Origin of the sequence: Varibaculum prostatecancerukia, assembly GCF_943169825.2 — a bacterium.
GTDB classification, from domain to species: domain Bacteria; phylum Actinomycetota; class Actinomycetes; order Actinomycetales; family Actinomycetaceae; genus Varibaculum; species Varibaculum prostatecancerukia.
The window spans coordinates 20,848-44,502 of the sequence record NZ_OW968402.1; the positions used below are offsets into that span (position 1 = coordinate 20,848).

Consider the following 23,655-nt stretch of genomic DNA (forward strand, 5'->3'; position numbering starts at 1 on the left):
TTTCCCGCAGTTACTTGCCCTATTTTCGCAGCTTAAAAGACCGCGCCGCAACCAGTTAACGCAGTAAGCGAAACCGGGAGCCTTACCGAGCTAAGAAACTGATATTTCGGAAATCTTTGCCCGATTCTTTCCAGAGTCATCAACCGGTAATTCGGGGAACCATAAAATCAGCGCATGGGCATTAGCCTTTGGATCCAGTTTGATATTAACCGTACTGTCAAAACTACTGGTAGCTAAGACTTTGCCGTCGCGAGGAAGCCCGGATTCAGCTAGGGTGCGCACCTCAATCTTGCCGCCCTTAGCGCTGGTTTTTAGCTTAATTTTGGAGATATCGGCCTGTTCCTTAAAAGTAACCAGTACCCCGAATCCACTACGGTCTCCAAAAACGGGGTTCACGAAGTAGCGAGATAACCAGAAGGTTCCTTCGTTACCATCGATCATCCGGTCAGCTAGCTCGGGATGCTCGGTATCGTTACCTTCGGCATCAATCGAGGCCACCCCGGCAATCTCCGCTGGTTTAGCAGCAATAGCCGGCTTAACTGGCTGTTTTATAGTTTGGGTTTGCGAAGGAGAAGGTTTCGCTACCGGCGGGGTGTGGTGTGGCCAAAAAACCAAAACTAGAATCGAGACCACCAGCAAGATAACCATTCCGGCTAGGCTGGAACGAATCACCCTCTGCGTGGCATTAACCGGCTCTAAATCCCGGGGAGAAAGCTCTGAAATTCGGCGTTCCCGGCGCTGTTCACGAAGTTGCTGTCGTTGGCGTCGCTTAGCTGCTTTTTCAGCGTCTCTAGCTTCTTTCCGCGCCAATTTGGCCTGCTGTTTCGCGGCTTTTTTAGGGTTTTTCGCAGTGGTTTTCTTTTTAGCTAAGTCCTTTGTCAGTGCTGACTCAACTTTGGGGGTAGCCCCCTGCTCTGGGGTACTTCCAGCCGAAACCCCAGTAGCTAGCGTCGGGATATGCCCCGCGTTATGCCCCTGTTTACCTGCACTTAGGCGCCCTAAGAAGTTTGGAGGCTGCGGGACGGCTCCTGCCCGGGCTTGCTCTGCACTTACCGCTTGCGGTACCCAAGCATCCGATCCTGCCTTTTCTTCCTGGGGATCAAGATTCATATCCTGCATTTCTGCAAGTGGAATTGCTTGAGTTCTGGCCGCCTCTTTGTAGGGGTGATCGCGATGACCCGGAAGTTTTGCTCCCGGAGGCAATACCCGTTTTATCGGGCGTTGGGAAGGCGAAACTTCCATAGCTAGTCGCTCAGTCCCAGAATCCTCTGGTTCCTTTTGTTCGCTCTTAGTGTTAGTTTCGCCTGCCGTTTCTTTAGAATCAGTTGTAGTTTCAGCCACGGAATCCGAATCGTCCTCATCGTTATCGGTTTTATCGGCAGGGCGTTCCTCACCTGGAAGCTGTTCTGGTTCTTTAAGGTGTCCCTCATCGGTACCAGTCTGGGTTTCGCTAAATGCTGAGGACATTTCTTCAGTGCCAGCGTCAGCTTTAGAATCCAAACCTGCAGTGTTTTCTTCCCTAGGGGACTCGCCGCTTAGCCACTCCTGGACTGCTAATAAATCGGCTGCCCCCAATTGCTCAGCGACTGCTTGGCAAAGCCGCGGGGAGGGCATCGCTGCTCCTGCGAGGGCAACCGCATCTAGGTCAACATCCTCGCCTTGGTGAAACTCAGAAGGTGGAAGTAGCTTGTCGCCAGTTTTTGCGCGCGCAAACTGGTCAGGTTTCCCGGTACATAGGAAGTACAACAGCTCCAATAGGTTTTGACCATCTTTTATTTGCGTCGCCTGCAAGTTGGTAGGTGCGTTTTGATCGGCAACATCCAGGCGAATAATCACCTTTCCTGCTGGTGAAAGCAAAATATGGTCGGGAGCCATAGCGCCATAGGCTAAATCTGCCTCATGCAGTTGCGTTAAGGCTTCGCTTATCTGAGAAATCAGGGAATGGATTACTTGCGGCGGCATTCCCGAGCCAACGATTTCGCTAAGGGGACGTGCCGGGGTTGCCTGCAGCAATACCGCCTCAACCGGATTGCTGCAGCTCCAAATAAACTCTTGGAGACCGCTAGCGTTAACCTGGCGCAAGCGTTGATAGTAGTCGCGAGTTTTTTCCCGTTCCCCCTGGAAAACTAGCAGTTCTGCGCTTTGACCATCCTCATCGCTGACCGTCCACACTTCTTTTTCTGGTAGAAAATCACCCGCGAGACGTTGCCCTAAGGTTAGGACCTGGAAACTTTCTTGACCAGGGAAACCTAAGGTCATCCCGGGTTGGAGATTAACGTAACCATCGGAGCTATAGCTGGCGGTTACCACCTGGGATTCGGGGTGCTTACTGGCCACTTGATCCTCATCTTCCTTGCTTAGTTCACTTGCAGGCGGCGAAAGCGATTCCTTGTCTGCCTTAGTTGGCTGCTGGCTTACAGTCTCGACGCGAGCCTCATCTTCCTTGTCCACCGGGTAGGGAGTGCCTTCCTCCGATTTTAGCCTGCTCGCTGCGGCCTCGTCACCTGCCATCTGCTTGTCGGAGCTAACTGCTATTTCTTCTTCGTAAGCCAAGAGGCGCGGTAGAGGTTTCCCGGGGCGAAGTTTCTTCCATATGGGGACCGCTAAAATCGCGAGGGCAGGGGAGCGCCAAACCAGCAGCAAACTCAAGTAAAGCACCGTCATCACCAGGCTAACCACGAGTACCCGTGCGAAAGCACCCGAAATGTGGGTTAATGCCGGGTCATGATCACCACCGGAAAGCGGACCCCAATAGTGCAATAGCAGCCAGCCGGCACACCCGGAACCAATTCCAGCCAATAGATTCGTCCAGAGGGAACGCCACATTTGGCGGGTAAAGTGTAAAGGCAAATGCTGAGTGTGCAGCCTCCACAAGGTCAGTCCTGCCCCGAATACGTATGAAAGCTGTTCGCCGGCTGCCGCTCCAATCACCCAGTATTTTGCCGGCAGTAACAGCACGGTTAATCCGCAAGCAACCAAGGTACATATCGTCATTGGGATCTGGACTAGGAAAGTGCTGCGAGCATCCGCAAAAGCCAGCAATAGGCGCTGCGAAAGATTGAAAGCCCCTAAGAAGGGGATGCCTAGAGCCATTACCGCTAAAACTTGTGCGAAGGTGATAACCGAAGCACTTGGGGTAGTAGGCATGATGACCTGCATGATTGGCAAAGCCAACACCACGATTAGCGCCGAACACAAAACCGTGATTAATGAAACTCCCTGCTGGGTGGTTAGGAATTGCTTACGTAGCTTAGAAATTTGCCCGACCGCCACCATGGCGCTCATCGAGGTAAATAGGGCGGTAACTACGGAGGTGACAATCATTGATTGGGGAATCATATACACCGTGTAGGCGGTGTTATAGGCGGTGGTAGTGGCAATAGTTACCTGATGTTTGACCGCAAAACCATTAGCGGCCGCTGCCACGTTAGACAAAGCTAAAAATCCGAGTTGCGCTACGCACAGAGCCGAAAAAGCCCACATAGCGGTACGGGAAACTTCCCCCAGACCATAACCACGAATACCCCAGACCAGACGCATTTTAAAGCCGGTGCGGCGCAGCGGAATCAGCAAAATTAATGCCTGAACCACAATCCCTAACGTAGAGATTCCTGCCAGCAACATTATCGGTTCCCCGGTCCACACGCTGGGATCGTGAGCCCAATCTGTTTCAGTGCCCAGTACCCGCCAGAAAACGAAAATTCCGGCAATGCCCACTACGTTGTTCACTACTGGAGCCCACATATAAGGACCGAAGGAACCTTTGGCGTTTAGGAACTGTCCCCACAGAGAATAAAGCCCATAGAAAAATATTTGCGGCAGCGACCAGTAGGAAAAGGTGATTGCCAGCTGTTTCCAACCGGGATCTAGTTTCGCGGCAAATAAGGTAACAAATAAAGGCGCGAGGGCGACACACACCAGGGTTAGCAGTAGGAGACCGGTAGTAAATAGGGTGAGCAACCGGTTAATGAATTCGTTAGAATTTTTTCGCTGCAGAGCCCGGACAATCTGCGGTACCAGCACTGCCGACAGGATTGAGGACGCCAGCAGATTATAAATAATGTTCGGGAGGTTATTGGCGGCCTGGAAAGCATCATTAGCCCCCAGGGAGCCAATCAGGGCAATAAGCAGTGCTGCCCGCACGAAGCCAAGCAGACGGGACATCATCGTGCCCGCCACCATGATTCCCGAGGCGCGGGCTACATTAATCTTTTTGATGCCCTTGATTTCCGGGTCAGTTTTTTCGTCCTCGCTGCTCACTTCCTCTTCCTTTACCCTATTGTCGCTTCATCCGGGTGCCACGGCGGAAATTAATAACCAGGCCAACTAGGAAAACCACCGCGGTAGTAGCAGTGAAACCTAAGAAAATACTATCTTCCCATCCGCTGCGAATCCGCAGGTTAATCCGTTGTTGGTCGCCCAGGACTAGATTACCCTGTTGCGGCAAAATCGCCACGTAAGCGCGGACATTGCCGTTTCTGACTGCAGTAACCGGAATCTTTACGGTTGTCGACCCTTTGGGTGCAAGATTCACCACTACCGAAGACTTTGCGCGCAGCCGGGAATCGGTAGGACGCAGTTGTAAACGTACGTTTACCTGCAGGGGAAGCCTATTTATCACCTTAATCGGTATTTGGGAGTTGGTAGCGATGAGATTTATTCGGGAAGAGGATTGAATTTGCACTGACCTAGAAACTATTTCTAGTTGTTTGCCCGCATTAGTAATTGCTTGGTTTCGTTCTGCAGCGGTCATCGCACGGGAAGTTGCAATCAATAGCTGCTGGTTAATCGGGGTAGTGATTCGCTCAGTCGATTGGGTGATCTGCTGCAATGACGACAGTAGCTGGTTTCTTTCCTGATTGAGTGCTTGGGTGCGATTCCGGTAGGAACTGCCGGCAACCCCAAGAGATGATGAGGGTGAAGAGGCTAAGGTATTAGCATTTTGTTTCTCGGCTAACTCCACTGAGGTAGACTCGGCTGCCAGTGCTTTGGCTAGGGGCAGGGGATTTACCCACGGGTCAGATAACACTTTTGCTAAACGTTTCTGGCTAATAGCATTTGCAGCGGCGCCATTAGGTAAAACTGCGTTTATGAGTCGCGGTTGGGCGGGGCGTTCGCTGGTTATGGCTGCCAGCAGCGCTCGCGCCAATTGGGTGTTAGTGAAAGCCTCCGCGAGGGAATCGTCTGCTAGCAGTCCCGATAAATCCCCATAATCTGCTAGCAGGGTGCGGTTCTTCTCCCCTAGGTGCAATTTTGCAAGCAGGTCAGGTTGATAGTTATAGTTTCTGGTTAACGCCAAGCGGTCAGCCCCGGTGAAAAACACGCAACCTGCGGTGAGCTGCGTAGATTTATCTTCACATATCGAATTCGCGCGGGTTATCCAGTGGGGATCCGCTAAGAAGATACTGCTAGGAGCCAGTTCTAGCTGTTTTCCTATAAGCGCGCCCACCTGGCGATTCCACTTTGCTGCCCTCGCAAGCCCGTCCTCATCTAACTGCACTAAATCAGGTGCCCCCCATAAATCTAGCGACAGACTAGCTCCCTTGCTTTGCGCAGTTTTTAGGGCGGTCAGCATCGCCGGATCCAGGCTGGCAGGCGCAGGTTTCTCGGGTAAAGGGACAAATCTGCCGGTGAGCAGGGGGGAGTCAGCTTGTAGCAGCGCCGGATCTACTACCCAGGTAATCCCGGTAGCAGAAACATTATTGAGGATTTTTAGATTTTCTTTAGCGGTTGACAAGGCTTTCGGCTTTGGAAGATTCCCGGGGTCACCGGCAGTCACATTCGTACCCGCACCCCCTGTGGCCAGCCATTTCGCCACTTCCGGGGAGGAGGCCGAAATCGGGGCAAACACCGCCAAATCAGTTTTCGCCTCCGACTTGGATGCCGGTGCATACAACAGTAGTGATCTTCCGGGAACAGAATCGGCTAATTTTACCTTATTTGTGCTGGCTAATGCCTGAATCCCTAAAGCGCCCAGCTTGTTTTGACTTGCGGTTGGCAAAACAGAAACCGGAATTTCAATCTGGAAAGATACCTTGTTACCTGCCTTGATATTGCCGATATTTTTCTTGCCTGCAAGATAGAACCGTCCCATCCCGCCAATGGAGTCCCCTTGGATCCAATCGCGGATACTAGCAGCACTGGTCACCAGGCGCGAACCTGCTAAAACCTGGACATTAACCTCACTTAGCGCGGAGTGCGAACTATTAGTGACCTGACCTTGCACCGTGATTTTTTCGTTTTCTGGGGCTGCATCCTCTTTATAAGACAGCGTGTCGGGGCTAATAGTAGAGATTGAGGTGGCGATTTTTCCTTCGTCACTACCTTCAGCGGTTTTTGCAATCGCTACCTGAGCGGGCAAACCAGGAAGAAGTAGTAAACACGCGCAGGTGATTATCGACGTTAAAATTTTTACCCCAAACCGCGAGGAAGCCACGCTAATCCTCTATTTCTAATAGCTCGAGAGCAGTGGCCACCACTTTGCGTTCATTGGGGTAAACCAGCACTTTGGAAACCATTTCCAGGGGCACCCAAGCGGCGGCTTCGGCTTCATGATCGGGATCATTGTCAACGGTAATAGTGCCGCCCGTGGCCTCTAACAGGTAGTGATGTACTACTTTATGAATGCGTCGGCCTGCCCCCGCGAACCAGTAATCAATAGAAATTAGAGGCGCAACTACTTTTCCTTTAATTCCGGTTTCTTCAAAAATTTCTCTCCGGGCGGCCTGCTGCGCGGTTTCCCCCTTCTCCAAATGCCCCTTCGGCAGGCACCACTCAATTTCCCCATTACGGTTACGACGTGCAATTAAAGCCACGAAAGCCTGGCGGTTTTCAACTTTTAATACCAACCCGCCGGCAGATGTTTCATCAACAATTGGTAAAGACCCGGAGCGGCGCGACCCTGCGCGGCGACGGCGACGATACGAATTGCGAACGGACATATCTTTAATGCTACCTTGCGCTCATAGTAGGGGCTAACAACTTGCCACTTGGAAGAGTGGTCTAGTTTCTGGCAATCTGGAAACAATGAACAAAAATCTGAAGTTAGCTACTGATCCCGCTGGCCTGCCCCCTACCCAAGTGCAGTTGCCGGAAAACGCGGCGGTCGCTCTAAAGAATATGCTGAGCGCCCTAGCACTTTTACCGGCGCAGATTAGCGAGCTCGCTGATTTATTTACCGCTGAAGGGGAAGAGCTTTCCCTGGTAGGCGGGCCGGTACGCGATGCCATGTGCGGAAAAAAACCCCACGATTGGGATCTGGCAACTTCGGCGCGCCCAGATACAACCGAACAGATTTTGAAAAACTGGGCGGGCAACGTTTGGACCATGGGAAAAGAGTTCGGAACTATTGGCGCTCATAAATCTGGTTTAACCGTAGAAGTAACCACCTATCGCAGCGATAAATATCAAAAAGATAGCCGGAAACCGGCAGTTCAGTTTGGGGATACTTTAGAGGGCGACCTGACTCGTCGCGATTTTACGGTCAACGCGATGGCGTTGCGGCTGCCGGACTTAACCTTAGTTGACCCCCATCAGGGGATTGCTGATCTAGTTGCGGGGCAGTTGCGCACCCCGGTCTCTCCCGAACAGTCTTTTGATGATGACCCGCTGCGAATGATGCGAGCCGCCCGATTTGCCTCCCAACTAGATTTAGACGTGAGCATGCCGGTGATGGCGGCGATGGAAAATATGGCGAGCCGCATCGAGATTGTTTCCCCCGAACGGGTGCGCGCCGAACTGGAAGCGTTAATGGTAGGGAAAAATCCGCGTAAGGGCCTGGAACTGATGGTTTATACCGGGCTGGCGGCAATGGTGCTACCGGAAGTGGCGAATCTGCGCGCTACTGTCGACGAACATGGCCGCCACAAGGATGTTTACGAACACACCCTGACCGTAGTTGACCAGGCGATTGCCTTGGAAACCGGTCCAGAGGGGGAGGTGCCACGTCCCGATTTTATTTTGCGTTTCGCCGCCCTTATGCATGACGTGGGTAAACCTGCCACTCGCCGTTTTGAAAGTAATGGAACAGTTTCTTTCCATCATCACGAAATCGTGGGGGCAAAACTTACCCGTAAACGGATGCGCGCCCTCCACTTCGATAAACAAACCATTAAAGACGTAACCCTGCTAGTTTCCCTACACCTGCGCTTCCACGGCTATGGAGAGCAGGCCTGGAGTGATTCGGCGGTGCGTCGCTACGTGTCCGATGCCGGAAATATGCTGACTCGTCTGCACCGCCTCACCCGCGCCGATTGCACTACTCGGAATCGGCGCCGCGCCGCCCGCCTAGAGCACGCCTATGACGACCTGGAAAAACGAATCGCCCAGCTGGCAGAAAAAGAGGAACTTTCCCGGATTCGCCCCGAACTAGACGGGGAAGAAATTATGCAGATCCTAAAGCTAAAACCGGGTCCGCAGGTCGGTAAAGCCTATAAATATATGTTGAATTTGCGTTTAGAAGAAGGCGAAATCGGTAAAGAGGCAGCGCGCGAGCGGCTGCTTGCTTGGTGGGAAAACCAGGCCGATTGATCAGACCCGAGAGATTACCGGTATTAGGGAGAATTGTTATCTGCACCGGGGCGCATCTATCTGGGCGAATTCGGTAAGCTAAGGACATGAATGCCGCCGCGCCCTACCCGGGTTTCTTTATCTCCTTCGAGGGAGGGGACTATACCGGGAAATCTACCCAGGTGAAACTGTTAATGCAGGCTTTAGCGGCACGCGGGGCGGCCGCGGTTGCCACTTTTGAACCAGGCGGTACCGGCTTGGGGCAGCGATTACGCCGGGAAGTTATGCATGGCGAAGACCTCGACCCCTATACCGAGGCGCTGCTTTATGCCGCAGATCGGGCTTGGCACGCGCAGAAGGTAATCAAACCGCATCTGCTAGCGGGCGAGGTGGTAGTTTCTGACCGCTATTTAGATTCCTCCTTGGCCTATCAGGGAATAGGACGAGGCCTAGGGTTAGAAAAAATCGAAGAAATCTCTCTTTGGGCTACCGGAAATCTGCTCCCTGACCTGACTATTTTGCTTGATGGGGATCCGGAAGTGCTAGTGGCGCGGCGTACCGACAGCCCCGACCGGATGGAGGCCGCAGGCCTCGCTTTTCACCAGTCAGTGCGCAAAGCGTTCTTGCAAATCGCCGAGCGCGATAAGCAGCGGATCAAAGTTTTGGATGCCACCGCGGATGTGGAAGAAATCCATCAGCAGGTTTTATCACTGGTAAGCGCGGCTTTTGCGGCGAGGGCGAAAGTGCAGGCTGGTCAATACCGGGACGGGAGCGGGTCGCAACTGGCAGATTTAGGTACTACCGGAACCGATACCTCGGACGGCGATAGCAGGCAGGCTGGGTTGCAGCAGTTATGAGCGTTTGGGATCAGATCGTGGGGCAAAAAGCGGCGGTAGCGGTTTTCGAGGCCGCAGCCCGGGCCGCGCGGAGCCTGCGGGAAACGGGCAGTGATGATGCTGCTTTAGCTCGACAAATGGCGCATGCCTGGTTGATTACCGGCCCTGCCGGGGCAGGACGTTCCGTAGCGGCCCTGGCTTTTGCAGCGGCTTTGCAATGCGAAGATCCGCAAACACCCGGGTGCGGACAATGCCCCGAGTGTAAGCGCGTCCTCAAAGGCACCCATCCGGACGTGAAAGTGGTGACCACCGAACGCCTAATCATCAAGATCGAGGAAATCGCCTCCCTGGTGACTTTGGCGCAGCAGGCGCCTGCCGGGGGAAAATGGCGGGTGATTTTGATGGAGGACGCCGATCGGATGGTGGAACGCAGCTCGAATCTGCTGCTGAAAGCGATCGAAGAACCACCCCCGCGCACCGTGTGGCTACTTTGTACCACCCAACCCGGCGACGTGTTACCTACTATTCGTTCTAGGTGTCGCCACCTCAGCTTAGTTACTCCCAGTGTGGAGGAAGTGGCGCAGTTACTGATTGAACGGGAGGGGATCGCTCCCGAAACTGCTCGCCAGGCGGCTGCTCTGTCCCAATCCCATATTGGGGTGGCGAAATCTTTAGCTCGCGATCCGGCGGAACTGGACCGCCGCCGCAAGATCTTACTTGCTGCCACTACTACCTCCAGTGTGGGTGAGGCCGCGATGCTGGCGCAACAACTGGTGGAGGCGGCGAAAACCGATGCTAGCGAACGGGCGGCACAAAAGGATCAAGAGGAGCTGACAAGGCTGCGACGCTCTCTGGGATATGACCAGGAAGGAGCCCGATTACCGGCAGCTTTAAAAGCCCAGGAAACTGCCTTAAAAGCAGATCAAAAACGGCGCGCTACTCGCTATCTGCGCGACAGTCTTGACCGGGTGCTACTCAATCTTTTGGGTTTTTATCGCGATGTTTATCTTTTGCAATCGGGCGCTACGGTTCCGGTAATTAACGTTGATTTAGAGGAAACCCTGGGCAAGTTGGCGCAAGGATCTTCTGCTGCCCGCACATTGGCGCGCATCGATGCGATTCGGACAGCCAGGAAGCGCCTGGGAGCAAACGTGACCCCGTTGCTTACTATGGAAGCAATGATGATGGATTTGAGGCTCTAATCTATGGTTAAACGAAAGCTATTCGCGCTGCTAGCAACGGTCTTTGCGCTTTGCCTGACGCTATCTGCGTGTAGTGTCGGGGTTAAATCTGAGGTTAAAGTAGATCCTTCCGCTTCCTCAAAAACCAATTCTTTAGAAGGGGAGGACGCTGCCATTCCCGCGGGACTGGAAAGCTATTATCAGCAGAAAATTTCTTGGGCACCCTGCGCGGAAAATGACCTCAAAGATTATCAATGCGGGCAGGTAAAAGTTCCTTTAGATTACACCGACACTAAGAAGGAAGATATTGAGTTGGCGCTGGCACGCAGCCGAGCTACCGGGAAAAAATTGGGGAGCTTGCTGATTAACCCTGGCGGACCTGGTGGATCGGGCGTTGACCTGCTAGGAAACTCTGCTGATATGTTTTCTCCGGAGGTGTTTTCTGGCTTCGATGTAGTGGGCTTTGATCCCCGGGGAGTTTCTCGCTCGCATCCTTTGGAATGCACTACGGATGCCCAAAAGGATGAATCTTTAGCCGAGAGCCTGGATCTTGGTACTGAAGCTGGTCGGGAACGTTCGGTTGCGGATATGAAAGAGTTTGCTCAGCGGTGCCGGGAAAAAAGCGGGGACTTGGCACGGTATGTAGATACGGTTTCGGCGGCGCGAGATTTAGATATTTTGCGGGCGGTCCTTGGGGATAAGAAACTTTCCTACCTGGGATATTCCTATGGATCCTTCCTGGGAATAACCTATGCGCAGCTATTCCCGAAGAATGTGGGGCGCCTGGTGTTGGATGGGATTTTGGACGGATCCTATTCTTTTGGGCAGGTGTCTTTGGCACAGGCTCAAGGTTTTGAAGAGGCATTCGGCAACTTTGCTTCCTGGTGCGCGCGGGAAGGAAAGAACTGCCCTTGGGACACTAAAGAAGCTGGTCTAAAGCGTTTGAAAGAATTTTTTAAAGCCGCCGATGCCTCCCCAATCCCTACCAAAGATTCTGCCCGCCCCCTAAATGGTGCCTTAGCGTTTGGAGCGGCGATCGGGATGCTCTATTACGAAACTCTCTACCCCTCACTGCTAGAGGGACTACAAGCAGCGTTTAAGGGCGACGGCGCGCCCCTGTTAAAGGTTTCGGATTTATTTAATGAACGCGGGGCTGATGGGAAATTTAAAGATAATTCCCAGGACGCTTTCATAGCGATTAACGGCGCTGACTATCCGGTGCAAGGAGACAAAAAAGAGTGGGATCAACGCGGGAAGAAGATTTTGCGCGACTTCCCGATCATGGGTTCTTCGATGGCTTATGGAGAGTATGCATTGGCGGCGTGGCCGTGGCCAGCTACCGCGAAACGAGAAAAAGTAAAGATTGAGGGGGTACAGCCCATTTTGTTAGTGGGTAATACTGGGGATCCGGCGACTCCCTATGCGATGGCGCAATCCGTGCATAAGCAAATCCCTAACTCCCGGCTATTGACTTGGAAATCCTATTCCCATACCGCCTACGGTTTAGGATCTGACTGCGTGCAAGAAACCGTAGATAAATACCTGTTGGGCGGGATTCTTCCAGATAGTGACGTTACCTGTAATGATTAAGGGCGGAGATTTTAGAGGATGAGCAGGGAAAATCCAGGGGCGAGGCACCCGGCAGCTCTGCTTATAGCCGATGGCGTCGCCATTTTTGTCGGGGGCATGGCGGGAACTTTGGCGCGCTGGGGTTTAGACACCTGGACGCTGGCGATTTCTAATAACTATTTCACCTGGTCGGCGCTAACTTTCGGGGTAATCCTAGCGAACCTGGTGGGGGCATTCTTGCTGGGGTATTTCAAAACCCGTGCTAATCGTAAAGGAACCCGTCTCCACCGCCTGGGCACGCGAGTAAAACTGGGAATCACTACCGGGTTTTTAGGTGCCTTCACTACTTTTTCGGCTTTTGGAATCGCTGCTATTAGCGGGGGAAAAACCCCGTTGACCAGTGATTTTTGGGCATTAAACGGAAAGTTCTACGTCGCGGCTGCTTTGGCTTTAATCCTGCTGGTAGTGGGAGTAGTCTTCGCGGGGCTGGGGTATCGCCTAGCAACTAGGGACACCCCGGGAGGGCGTGCTAAAAGCGGGCGCGGGCAGGCAAGATGATGGGCGGAATCGGTTTTGCGCTGGCGTTAGGGGCGAGCGGAGGAGTGGGCGCGCTTTGCCGCTGGGGGTTGGATGTGACCTGGTTAAAGATAGAAAAACGGCATCCTGCCGGGGGAATCGCCTTGGTAAATGTGCTGGCCTGCCTGCTGGGGGGACTGCTAGTTGCCGCCGTACTCAGCGGAAATCTGGAGGCTAATAGTCGTGTATTCACCCTTTTAGCGACCGGTTTTCTCGGTGGATTTTCTACTTTCTCCACTTTCGTTCTCGATATTTTTTCGGTCACCGAACGTGGAAACTGGCGTCGCGCCTGGGGAGCGCTATTTTTGGTGTGGGCACTCTCGCTACTCGCGGCGGCAACAGGACTAGCTTTAGGAGTCTGGCTTTTCTAACTTTTAAGGATGCCCAGCGATTTTTCCTGGCTGCGATCCCGGGTTTTATGTGACATCCGCCGGAATCTCGGCAGGTGATTTTTAGATTTGCCGAGGGTCTGCCTACAATATTGGAGTTACGCGGGGTGTGGCGCAGCTTGGTAGCGCGCTTCGTTCGGGACGAAGAGGTCGCAGGTTCAAATCCTGTCACCCCGACGAGCGAGACCGAGAGGGAAAGAAACGTCAGTTTCTTTCCCTTTTGTGTTGAGCGAGGAAGGGGCCGTAGGCGACCAGCCGAATACCCCGACGAGCGAGACCGAGAGGGAAAGAAACGTCAGTTTCTTTCCCTTTTGTGTTGAGCGAGGAAGGGGCCGTAGGCGACCAGCCGAATACCCCGACGAGCGAGACCGAAAGGGAGAGGGCGTTAGTTTTTCTCCCTTTTAGTGTGAGTGAGGATGGGGTCGTAGGCGTCCTAGTATTTTGATACCGGCTAATCATCAGAATCTAGAACCTGGTATTTTAGCCTAGAGATACATTAGACGTCACCTGTGATAGTGGCGGGCAGAGACAATACAGGACGGACGGTTTCCTATGAGCGAATCTTTAGGCGAAACCCCAACTAAACAGGCAGCGGTAATACCGGACGATATCCAGGAAAGCGCGAAAGTAAACTTCCCGGTTTTCCTAGGATCATCAATCGGTATCTTAGCCATCGCGCTTTGGGCGCTGGTATCTCCCACTAGCGCCGCCGATGTGCTGGGGGTGGCGGTCGCGGCCATCTCTAAATGGTTCGGTTGGTTCTACATCGTGCTAGCCGCCATCATTCTAGTTTTCGTGTTTTTCCTGGGGTTCTCTCGCTACGGGGAAACCCGCCTGGGACCGCCTAACTCTCGTCCCGAGTTTTCCACTTTCACCTGGGCGTCGATGCTATTTGCCGCCGGTATCGGCACCGATATCCTATTTTTCTCGGTAGCCGGCCCGGTTAGCCAATATATGCAGCCTCCCGTGGGGAAAGGGGAGACTATCCAGGCCGCCAGGGAAGCCACGGTCTGGACACTTTTCCACTACGGCATCACCGGATGGGGAATGTATGCCCTAATGGGGATGGCGTTGGGATATTTCGCCTATCGCCGTAAGAAACCGCTCTCGGTACGCTCCGCCCTCCACCCGATTTTCGGTGAAAAACTTGACGGTCCGCTGGGGCATACCATTGATGGAGCCGCCATCCTGGGTACCATCTTTGGGGTGGCGACCACCCTAGGAATCGGGGTGGTGCAACTCAATGTTGGTTTGCAAATCCTCTTCGGAATCGACCAAGGAATCCCTGCACAGGTAGGGCTGGTGATCCTAGCGGTAGCCATGGCTACCGCCTCGGCCACTACCGGAATCCATAAAGGAATCCGTTTTCTCAGCCAACTCAACGTAGTACTAGCATTATTCCTGGCAGGCTCGGTTTTCATCACCGGCAGAACAGATTTTCTGCTCAACGCCATCGTGATGAACATCGGGGATTTTGTCTGGTCGTTCCCGCGTCGCGCCCTCGAAACTTTTGCTTATTCTGACGTAAGCGCCTGGATGTCGGCTTGGACGCTGTTCTTCTGGGCGTGGTGGGTAGCTTGGGCATCCTTTGTGGGAATGTTCCTGGCGCGGATTTCCAGAGGGCGCACCCTGCGGGAATTCGTAGTCGGAACCATGCTGATTCCCTTCTCCTACGTCCTTATGTGGGTAGCTATTTTCGGTAACGCCGCCATTGACCTGATTCGTAGCGGAGATAAAGCCTTTGCTGATGCCACCCTAAAAGCTCCGGAAATGGGCTTTTACTTGCTGTTGCAGCAGTGTCCGGCAGCGGTTTTCATTATGGGTTTAGCCACTTTCGTGGGGTTGCTTTTTTATGTAACCTCCGCGGACTCGGGTGCCCTCATCATGGCGAACCTGTCCTCATTCTTACCGACAGTGCGCTCCGATGCCCCCGGCTGGCTACGAATTTTTTGGGCGGCGGTAACCGGGCTGTTAACTATCGGAATGCTGGTGGTAGGGGGTATCCCGGCGCTACAAAACGCCACTATCATCATGGGATTGCCGTTCTCACTGGTGATGATCCTAGTGATGATTGGACTGGCCAGAGCCCTAAAACAGGATCGGCGTGCCCGGCAGTTGCGGGCCCACTCTGCCCGCAATATTTTGGCGGGAACTGGTTCTATCGCCGGCCGGTTAGAGGCTAATTGGCGTGACCGAATCACACGAACTTTCGGGCAGGTAACCCCCCTAGAAGCCCATGCCTACCTGGATAAAGTGGCAGAGCCGGCTCTGCGTGACTTTGCCGCAGAACTTAACAAACAGGGGATTCCCGCTGAGGTTGTTCGCTCAGATGATGATCCTCTCGAACAAATCGACACCCAAACCCGTATCTATGATCGTCTAAAACTTACGGCATTTACCGGGCGTGACCAGTTTGTTTATCGGATTTTAGCGGTAGATACCGCGAATACTATTTTTGCAGGTTCTGCCCCCAGTACTCCTCGTTCTACCCGTCTGGAAGTGCATCTGCCTGATAATGATCAAGATTATGACGTGATGGGTTATTCTCGCAGCGCGATTATCCATGATGCCTTCGATCATTTTGACCGCTACCAGGATTATTGGCGAATTAACGACGTCTAAATAGGGGCGGGAACCCCATAAATCTGCCTAAGTATTCCCTATTGCCTAGAAGAGTTTTCCGGTAAGCTGCAAGTAGAGACAAGGTTTTGAGGCATCAATTGGGGCTTTGGCTACTGTTGGCGCTTTCGGATCCGGCAATCCGTTAACTACTTTTGACGTTGACTGCCGTCAGGATTTTAGGGAGGAAAATAGATGACTATTCCGGTACCGTTTCACAGATTGGCGGAGGCTATTGCCTGTTTCAACTCGGCTTCCTTGATTACTTTGCCCTACGGGGCGCACGTAAAAGTCCATACCGTGGATCCCCTATTAGAGGACGGGAGGCTAGTAATTAAGAACGCGAAGGATTCGGCACTGCGTAACGGAGCCGCCAACCCGAATGTTACTTTGATTTGGCAAAGTCCCTATCCCCATGGCTGGAGCCTAATAGTTGACGGTCAGGCCTGGGCAAACGGGCCCGATTTAATGATCGAGTACGAAACCGGAATCCTTACTCGCCCCGGCTACCACAACGACGGTCCCCAGTGGGTTTGGCAAGATGGGGAGCGCCCCGCCCAGTAGTTAGCTAAGGGCTTTTACGGGTTCAAAAGAACGCAGCCGCAGGCTGTTTCCAACTACAAACGCCGAAGAACAAGCCATCGCGGCTCCGGCAAGCATCGGGTTAAGTAACCCCAAAGCGGCCAGGGGAATTGCTGCGATGTTATAGGCAAACGCCCAAAACAGGTTACCTTTAATGATTTTTAGGGTGCGCCGCGAAAGTCGAATCGCATCTACCGCGGCCAGTAAATCTGGGCGCATCAAAGTAATATCGGCAGCTTGAATCGCCACATCGGTTCCGCTGCCCATCGCGATTCCTAAATCTGCCTGGGCGAGAGCTGCCGCATCGTTCACCCCATCGCCAATCATCGCCACGGTAGCGCCCCGCCCTTGTTTGCGGAAGACTGCTACCACTTTATCTTTGGGTTTTACCTCCGCGATTACTTCTGTAATCCCCACTTGCTGTCCGACTTGCCGAGCCACATTTTCTGTGTCCCCCGTGAGCAGCACCGGGGTTATCCCTAGCTCTTTGAAGAGGGTGATTGCCTGGGGGCTGGTTTCTTTAACCTGGTCGGCAATCCCGATAACTCCTTCCACCTGGCCATCCAAGGCCACCAGCACCATAGTTTCGCCGCGTTCAGTATTTTCAGTAACCACTTCCTCGAGCGCGGGGGAAATTACGGCGCCCTCCTCGCTAATAAACTTACGGTTCCCGGCCAGTACTAGCTGCCCATCAACGGTGCCGCGCACCCCGCCACCCGGATAGCTTTGAAAATCTGGTGGCACCTGAGTGCTGGCGAGCACGATTCCTTTAGAGGCAGCTGCCCGGGTGATTGCCCCGGCAATGGGATGTTCGCTGCCGCCCTCCAAGGTGGCAGCCACTTTTAGCACCCCAACATTATCTGGGGGAAAAATACTGACCAGTTCCATGTTTCCGCTGGTAACGGTGCCGGTTTTATCGAGGATCACCGTGTCTACTTGCCGGGTAGACTCCAGAATCTCCGCGCCCTTAATCAAGATTCCCAGGCTGGCTCCCCGACCGGTTCCCACCAGCAGGGCAGTGGGAGTAGCGAGCCCCAGGGCGCAAGGGCAAGCAATAATCAGTACTGCAACCGCGCAGGTAAAGGCAGTAACCGGGGTGCCAACTATTAACCAGATAAGTAAAGTAAGCACAGATATCGCGATCACTACCGGTACGAAAACTGCGGAAATCCGATCAGCCAGACGCTGAATCGGAGCTTTGCCGGCCTGCGCCTGTTCTACTAGTCGGGTAATCTGAGCCAGTTGCGTCTGAGAACCCACCCGGGTGGCGCGAACTACCAGGCGGCCATAGGTGTTGATAGTCGCTCCGGTAACCGGGTCTCCTACCCCCACCTCTACTGGCACTGATTCCCCAGTTAGCAAGGAGTTATCTACTGCGCTGACCCCGGAAACCACGACTCCATCGGTAGCGATTTTTTCGCCCGGCAAGGCGATAAATTCTTCGCCCTCGCCCAACTCTTGGATCGGAATCTGTATCTCTTGACCTGCTCGCAGCGCGGTAACCTCTTTCACCCCCATTTCAGCGAGGGCGCGTAGAGCGTCCCCGGCACGCACCTTGGCGCGTTTCTCAAAATAACGTCCACCCAGGATAAAAAGAGTTACCCCGGAACAAACTTCCAGGTAGATGTGGCCGGCAGCCTCCCCGGGGCGCGCGAGTAACTGAAAATCATGGGTCATGCCTACCCGGCCGGCCTCTCCTAAGAAAAGAGCGTAAAGCGACCAAATAAAGGCAGCGAGAGTACCTAGCGAAATCAGGGTGTCCATAGTGGTGGTGGCGCGCCGCGCATTCGCAAAGGCCGCGCGATGGAAGGGGTAAGCACCCCACAGCACCACCGGAATCGTCAGCGCCAGGGACAACCATTGCCAATAGGGGAACTGTAGGGGCGGAATCATCGCCAACACAATCACGGGTGCCGCCAAAATCGCGCAAATAATCAGGCGACGGCGTAGCGCCGTTAGTTCCTCCGCGCTGGTCCTCGGGTTTTCTTGCCCGTCCTCGTTTCCTAAATCTTCCCCCGTAAACGCGCTATAACCCGCTTTTTCCACGGTTTTTATAAAATCTTTTACGCCAAAATCACCGCTTTGGGAAATCGTGGCTTTCTCAGTCGCATAGTTAACGGCGGCACTGACTCCCGGCATTTTGTTGAGGGCTTTTTCGATATGTGCCGCACACGCCGCGCAGCTCATCCCCCCGATTCTTAGTTCCAAGTTATCGGTATTCTCGCTGCTACTTTCCACTGCTTACCTCCTGCGCCCTATCCTAACTGGTTCTTAGATGCCTGCGAAGAGACTTTTCCCCAGGGTGAAAAACCATATGATTTCGCAAATAATAATTGCTTGAGCCAGAAAAATCTGGTGAAGAGGCGGAAAAATACTTGAAACAGAAAAGTAGGTAGCGGAGCCGCTAATCGGACTTGAACCGATGACCTACGCTTTACGAGAGCGTTGCTCTACCAACTGAGCTATAGCGGCAAATGCCTAAGGCACCGTGTCAGTCTATCTAGCCTGACACGTGCTTTCCAAACTTTTCGACCAGGTAGAGCGGTTATTTTCGCCACGCTCGAGGGGCCGGCAGGGCGGGGAACCAGAAATAAAAATGTTAGAGCTGGCGAATAGTTTGTTTTATCATCGCAATCATGCCGGCGCGCACTGAAAGCGAATCTACTCCCGCCTGTACCAGTTTGCCTGCCCACGCCGGGTCAGAAGCCATATCTCCACACACGCACACCTCAATCGGCTTCTCAGCGCCATGCGCTATCCGTACTACCTCGCGAATCATCTCTACCACGGTTTCCCGCACCTCATCGGCCAGCTCTGCTACCTGCGAATTTCCACGATCGGCGGCCGCAACATATTGGCAAAGATCATTAGTGCCCACCGTTACAAAGTCCACTGCCGAGACGAACTCTGCCATCCGGAGGGCGGCAGAAGGGGTTTCCAACATTATCCCCAGTTGTAGAGGGATTTCGGTTGGGCGGGCGTCCCATTCAATACCGAAAGTATCGACGGTGATTTCCTCTAACAGGGAGCGTACCCAGTCCACTTGCCGCACATGATTAACCATAGGAATCATCACTCGCAGGGGTTTACCCAGCCCGGCGGCCTCTAAGGTTTGGTTGGCGTCAATAACCGCCCCCAACTGTTCGCGAACCAAGTGCGGAAACTTGCGAAGTAAACGTACCCCGCGCACCCCCAGGGACGGGTTCGGTTCCGGTGGTTGCTTCGCGAATGGTAGCGGCTTATCTGCCCCGATATCCCAAAGCCGAATAGTGGTTTGCCCTAGTTTGCGGGCAAGCCCGGTGTACACTTTCGCTTGTTGCTTTCGGGAAGGCGCCACCTGGTAACCGGCAAATAAGGTTTCGGTGCGTAACAGGCCGCACCCTTCGGCACCTTTAACTGTCCCGGGAGCGATCGACACGTTAACCAATACCGGAACCTGTCTGCCTGCAGAAGTAACTGCGGGCTCCTCCAGCAAATCTAAGGCTTTGCTGGCGATGGCGACCCGCTCGCGAGCTAGCTCCATCCAGTGGGCAAACACCCTGGCCTTGGGGTTAACTTCCAAATGTTTAGTGCGCGGGTCAAAAATAATGGTGTCCCCATCGTGAACTCCCCATTTCAGACCGGCATACACTGGAATCCCTCGCGAGGCCGCCACTATAGCACCGTGACCGGTAGCGCCCCCGCTGCGGGTAACTACCCCCTCAATCTCCGGAGGCAAACTGGCCGCCAAGGGTGCATCTAGTTCGTCAACCACCAGCACCGCCGGGGTGGAATGTCTCTTAATCAACTCATCGAGATTATCAAGTTCCTGCCCGATTAACGCTTTCTTCAGTAGCCGCGATACTGCATTGAAGTCGGCAGCCCGCTGCGCTAGGTAGGGATCATCGAGTTTACGCATCCTATTAGCTGCCGCCCCGTAGGCTTTATCTACCGCAACGAAGGCGTTGGCGCCGCCCGCGATATCCTCGGCAATCTCTGCCCGCAATTCGGGGTCATCTACCAGTCCAATCTGCATTTTTATAATCGAATCTGATCCCAGGGAAGATAGATAGGCTTTAACCGCCTTCCGCGCATTTTTTACCGCCTCGCCCTCATTGGGGCTCACTTGATAAAACTCGGCGTCATCTTGCCCGCCTAGTAGCATCGCGTATCCGATAGCAATCTGGTCACCGTTGCGAGCGGGATTCCGCGGGGCAGAAGCTTTCGTAGACAGTCGCAGAGAAATACCGTTAACTGCATTTTCTTTCTTCCCCCAGGAGGGGTCGGCAATCGCGGGCGGGTCGAGTGCTAATAGCCCCTGACGAATAACGGCAAAAATCTGCTGGGCATGTGGATCTGTGGTGCACAGTTCCAGGTTTTCGCCCTCGCCGACCCCTAGGGCACTTACCTGGGTGAGTGAGGCGGCGTTAACTGTGCGGAAAGCTCCACCTTTGCGCGCATAAACTGCGCCTTTATCCCCAATGGCTTCGGCGATGGCGGCAGCGGGGCGGGCATGCATTCCGTGGGGATCAATAATTTTTAGGACGAGGATGGCGGCATCCGGGTCGGAAAAAGGATTTATCCCCGAACCGGCAGGGGCAGAAAATGGTATAGATCCTGCCTCGCCCTCCAAGCTGGATTCCTCCTGGGCGCTAAGCTGGTCAATTTTTTCCGCTAAAGCTGCCCTAGCTTGGGCGGCAACCTCCCTAAGGCTGGCGCCCCCAGCTGCGCTCACCAGGGCTGCCACCAGTCCTTCCACCAGCGGGGCAGAGGAGATTAGGCAGCGTTCAGCGAGGTCAGGATCTACCAGCTCTAATGCCATCTGCGAACTGAGTAACGCAGAACCTAGATCAACCAAAATCAGCACACCCTCGGGGTTGTCGGCTGCTTCAATAGCTGCGCTGATTTGCTGGGTATCAGTTCCCAGATCCAGTTTGTCGCCGTCGCGGATACCGGCTGCCACCAGTACTTTAGGGGTAGTTTTGGTGCTGACCATCTGCATCGCCAACTCTTTGGCGGCAGTAGCTAGCGCAAAAGAATGAGACACCAAAACCAAGGAAATCATGCCTACTCCTTATAACCGGGTCGATCCCAACTACCGCATGTATGTCCTCATTGTGTCACGTACCACTTTTTGACGCTAGCGTTTTTTCCGGCTGTGCGGGGCGGATGCGCGCTCTCTTTGCTTTTTTTGTTTCGCTTTAAGCGCCGTTAGCTCGGCTGACATTTCATCAATATTTGCACGCACCAACTCACCCATCTTGACGGCTCCGGTCATATTGGGGTGGGTCTGATCGACATGTAACCATTCGGGATGTTGGGAAACTGCTTGATTCCAGTCAATCAGTTTTACATTGGCATATTGGTTAGCGATATCGGCTAGTATCTGATTTGATTCCGGGACAAAGGTGGAAGGAGAATACAGGTTTACCAGCAGAATCATCCGGTCAGGTCCCAGTTGCTTGATTGCTTGATGTACCAGCTCTGCGTCGTAGACTCCCGCATTAGTACCGTAACTGATCACCACAGTCCGCCGGATTTCTCCGGCCGCTAGTCCCTCCGAGATGATTTCAGAGGCGATTCCCCACTGTCGGTTAGGTTTGGCTAAAAAGTTGATTCCAGGCATAGCCTTATCGAAGCCCCCACTGGCGGCAGAGATAATGGAATCTCCAATGGCGGTGATCTCTTCCCCACTGGGGTTAGAAGTATCCAAGTTCTTTGATAACACGAGACGGTCATCTTCCGGGGTCGGCTCCGGTTCGGGGGTGGTGGGTTTAGGAGTCGGGGTTTTCTTCGTTTCTTCTTTATCCTGTTTCTGCGCTTGTTCAATGGCGAGTTGGGTTTGTGATTTTGAGGGCGCTTTCGCAATCGCCAAACCAGTAACCCCGGTCAGCGCTAAAGCAAGCAGAACCGCTACTACCTGGATGAGGCGCTGCCAAATGGGTGCTTGCGGACGGGAAAATGCTTTCCGGAAACCGCGTTTGCGCACTGGAGTTTCTAAGAAACGATAGGAAAGTTCGCATATCAGCACGGTTATTAGTACACACAGGACAGATCTGACCCAGTAGAGCGCAGATTCTACGGCAGTGGGGTACAGGGCGCCGGCGATTATCAGAATCGGCCAATGCCACAGGTAAAGACCATAAGAACGAGTACCTATATATTTAAGAAGCCGCAGTTCCCCCAGGCGTGCTAACAGACTGCCTGGCTTGAGGATGCACCAAATCAGGAGCGCTACCACTAGGCTGCAGCCAGCAATTCCCTCCCTAAAGGTATAGGGGGAGGCATCTGTTAATAGGAGCATGGCGGCGATGAGGGCTGCTAGGCAGATAAACCCGAGGAGCTGTACCAAAAACTTCCGGAATTTACCGCTGGATTTGGCAGCTGAATCCGGATTTTGTACCAAGTCTCTGCTGCTCCAAAGGAACGCAACGCAAATTCCTAGAGCTAGGCCAAATAGGTGGGTGTCAGTTCCATAATAGACGCGGGTGGTGTTATCCGGATCGAATAGGTATCCCATGAGGAAAGCGCTGGTTCCTGCCATGGCTACCGGGATTAGCATCCGCATCCAGCGTCGCTTAAACAGGGTGACACAAGCTAGAAAGATTAGCGGCCAAAATAGGTAGAACTGTTCTTCGATTGCCAGTGACCAAAAATTCTTGAAAAGAATCGGGGTGGTGGCGGCGAAATAGGAACTGCCGTGAGCGATTTCCAGCCAGTTGGTGGAAAAAGTTAATGCTCCCAGTACCTGGCGCCCTATCCCCACTAGTAGGTCTCGGTTAACTAAAAAGGCGGCGGGGACAACCGTGATTATTAGTACTAATAGGGCAGGCAGGAGGCGGCGGGCACGGCGCAACCAGAAATGCCCCAGGGAAACTTTCCCGGTTTTTGACAGTTCCCGCAGTAGCAGCGTGGTTATCAGGAAACCGGAGAGTACGAAGAAAATATCGACCCCTAAGAATCCGCCGGGAAAACCGCTGGGGTGGAGGTGATAGGTGATGACTGAAATTACCGCGAGGGCGCGCAAGCCATCTAGTCCGGGGATGTAGTGAGATTTAGGTTTGGCAGGGGGGTGCTTAACTGCAGGCTGGTGAGCAGGGGGAATGTGAGTAGCTGCAGGTTTGCCGGCAGGCAATGGAGGATGGTGAACCGAGGGCGTGTTGACGGGGTGCTTAGCAGCAGGCTGGTGAACAGGGGGAATATGGGAAGCTAGCGGTTTGCGCGCAGGCAATGGAGGATGGTGAACAGGGGGAATATGGGCAGCGGGAGGTTTGCCGGCAGGAAATTTGGCAACCGGGATAGCAGTGCTCCGATGATTCTTGTTAAATACGGGATTAGTTTCTGGTGATTCCACAGGACGCCCTCTATCTTCTGTCTGATTAGGCTGTCTAGTTTTTTCCTTGTGCCGGTTGCCTC

Annotated in this window: 14 protein-coding genes and 2 tRNA genes; 9 read left to right on the forward strand and 7 right to left on the reverse strand. The window is 53.6% G+C overall.

The genetic code is table 11. The features are described from left to right. Positions 1–90: 90 nt before the first annotated feature. Genes KO216_RS00095 through KO216_RS00105 form a run of 3 tightly spaced genes read right to left on the reverse strand, consistent with a single transcriptional unit; the run spans position 91 to position 6,941 of the window. A complete protein-coding gene (locus KO216_RS00095; protein ID WP_215522251.1) occupies positions 91–4,260 on the reverse strand; it encodes a lipid II flippase MurJ in 4,170 nt (1,389 codons plus the stop codon). Positions 4,261–4,276: 16 nt separating this feature from the next. Beyond that, the gene (locus KO216_RS00100; RefSeq protein ID WP_215522252.1) at positions 4,277–6,436 is read right to left on the reverse strand and encodes a DUF6049 family protein; all 2,160 of its coding nucleotides are present in this window, start codon (positions 6,434–6,436) and stop codon (positions 4,277–4,279) included. 1 nt (position 6,437) lies between these two features. Continuing rightward, on the reverse strand, positions 6,438–6,941 hold the full coding sequence (locus KO216_RS00105) for an NUDIX hydrolase (RefSeq protein ID WP_215522253.1): 504 nt from the start codon (positions 6,939–6,941) through the stop codon (positions 6,438–6,440). 178 nt (positions 6,942–7,119) lie between these two features. On the opposite strand from KO216_RS00105, the gene KO216_RS00110 reads away from it, so the two are divergent. From KO216_RS00110 to KO216_RS00150, 9 genes are all read left to right on the forward strand, one after another. Beyond that, positions 7,120–8,529: a CCA tRNA nucleotidyltransferase gene (locus tag KO216_RS00110; RefSeq protein WP_251452052.1), complete on the forward strand. Its 1,410-nt coding sequence runs from the start codon at positions 7,120–7,122 to the stop codon at positions 8,527–8,529. Between the two features lie 86 nt (positions 8,530–8,615). Continuing rightward, a complete protein-coding gene (gene tmk / locus KO216_RS00115) occupies positions 8,616–9,365 on the forward strand; it encodes a dTMP kinase (RefSeq protein WP_215522255.1) in 750 nt (249 codons plus the stop codon). Next, on the forward strand, positions 9,362–10,546 hold the full coding sequence (locus KO216_RS00120) for a DNA polymerase III subunit delta' (protein WP_215522256.1): 1,185 nt from the start codon (positions 9,362–9,364) through the stop codon (positions 10,544–10,546). The genes tmk and KO216_RS00120 overlap by 4 nt, the downstream gene beginning before the upstream one ends. 3 nt (positions 10,547–10,549) lie before the next feature. Continuing rightward, positions 10,550–12,115, forward strand: a complete 1,566-nt coding sequence (locus KO216_RS00125) for an alpha/beta hydrolase (protein WP_215522257.1) — start codon at positions 10,550–10,552, stop codon at positions 12,113–12,115. 18 nt (positions 12,116–12,133) lie between these two features. Then, entirely contained in the window at positions 12,134–12,652 is a 519-nt protein-coding gene (locus KO216_RS00130; protein WP_215522258.1) for a fluoride efflux transporter FluC, read from the forward strand. Next, complete coding sequence (locus tag KO216_RS00135; RefSeq protein ID WP_215522259.1) at positions 12,652–13,041, forward strand: fluoride efflux transporter FluC; 390 nt, start codon at positions 12,652–12,654, stop codon at positions 13,039–13,041. Before KO216_RS00130 ends, KO216_RS00135 begins: the two co-directional genes overlap by 1 nt. 121 nt (positions 13,042–13,162) lie before the next feature. Next, positions 13,163–13,236 (forward strand) — tRNA-Pro (locus KO216_RS00140). A gap of 375 nt (positions 13,237–13,611) precedes the next feature. Beyond that, a complete protein-coding gene (gene betT, locus KO216_RS00145; RefSeq protein ID WP_215522260.1) occupies positions 13,612–15,681 on the forward strand; it encodes a choline BCCT transporter BetT in 2,070 nt (689 codons plus the stop codon). 192 nt (positions 15,682–15,873) lie between these two features. Then, entirely contained in the window at positions 15,874–16,242 is a 369-nt protein-coding gene (locus KO216_RS00150) for a hypothetical protein (RefSeq protein ID WP_215522261.1), read from the forward strand. On the opposite strand, the gene KO216_RS00155 is transcribed toward KO216_RS00150, so the two are convergent. The 4 genes from KO216_RS00155 to KO216_RS00170 form a co-directional block, all read right to left on the reverse strand. Further along, a complete protein-coding gene (locus KO216_RS00155) occupies positions 16,243–18,498 on the reverse strand; it encodes a heavy metal translocating P-type ATPase (RefSeq protein WP_309547315.1) in 2,256 nt (751 codons plus the stop codon). A 161-nt stretch (positions 18,499–18,659) separates the two neighbouring features. Next, positions 18,660–18,732: transfer RNA gene (locus KO216_RS00160), tRNA-Thr, on the reverse strand. A gap of 127 nt (positions 18,733–18,859) precedes the next feature. After that, the gene (dhaM, locus tag KO216_RS00165; RefSeq protein WP_215522262.1) at positions 18,860–21,304 is read right to left on the reverse strand and encodes a dihydroxyacetone kinase phosphoryl donor subunit DhaM; all 2,445 of its coding nucleotides are present in this window, start codon (positions 21,302–21,304) and stop codon (positions 18,860–18,862) included. 75 nt (positions 21,305–21,379) lie between these two features. After that, positions 21,380–23,593 carry an acyltransferase family protein gene (locus KO216_RS00170; RefSeq protein ID WP_215522263.1) on the reverse strand — a complete coding sequence of 738 codons (2,214 nt, stop codon included), beginning with the start codon at positions 23,591–23,593 and terminating at the stop codon, positions 21,380–21,382. Between the last annotated feature and the right edge of the window lie 62 nt (positions 23,594–23,655).

Bases quoted from the DNA above. Each gene is read 5' to 3' on its own strand.
- KO216_RS00130 (WP_215522258.1), top strand. From the start codon at position 12,134: ATGAGCAGGGAAAATCCAGGGGCGAGGCACCCGGCAGCTCTGCTTATA.
- KO216_RS00120 (WP_215522256.1), top strand. From the start codon at position 9,362: ATGAGCGTTTGGGATCAGATCGTGGGGCAAAAAGCGGCGGTAGCGGTT.
- dhaM (WP_215522262.1), bottom strand. From the start codon at position 21,304: ATGATTTCCTTGGTTTTGGTGTCTCATTCTTTTGCGCTAGCTACTGCC.
- KO216_RS00125 (WP_215522257.1), top strand. From the start codon at position 10,550: ATGGTTAAACGAAAGCTATTCGCGCTGCTAGCAACGGTCTTTGCGCTT.
- KO216_RS00110 (WP_251452052.1), top strand. From the start codon at position 7,120: ATGCTGAGCGCCCTAGCACTTTTACCGGCGCAGATTAGCGAGCTCGCT.
- KO216_RS00150 (WP_215522261.1), top strand. From the start codon at position 15,874: ATGACTATTCCGGTACCGTTTCACAGATTGGCGGAGGCTATTGCCTGT.
- tmk (WP_215522255.1), top strand. From the start codon at position 8,616: ATGAATGCCGCCGCGCCCTACCCGGGTTTCTTTATCTCCTTCGAGGGA.
- KO216_RS00135 (WP_215522259.1), top strand. From the start codon at position 12,652: ATGGGCGGAATCGGTTTTGCGCTGGCGTTAGGGGCGAGCGGAGGAGTG.
- betT (WP_215522260.1), top strand. From the start codon at position 13,612: ATGAGCGAATCTTTAGGCGAAACCCCAACTAAACAGGCAGCGGTAATA.
- KO216_RS00105 (WP_215522253.1), bottom strand. From the start codon at position 6,941: ATGTCCGTTCGCAATTCGTATCGTCGCCGTCGCCGCGCAGGGTCGCGC.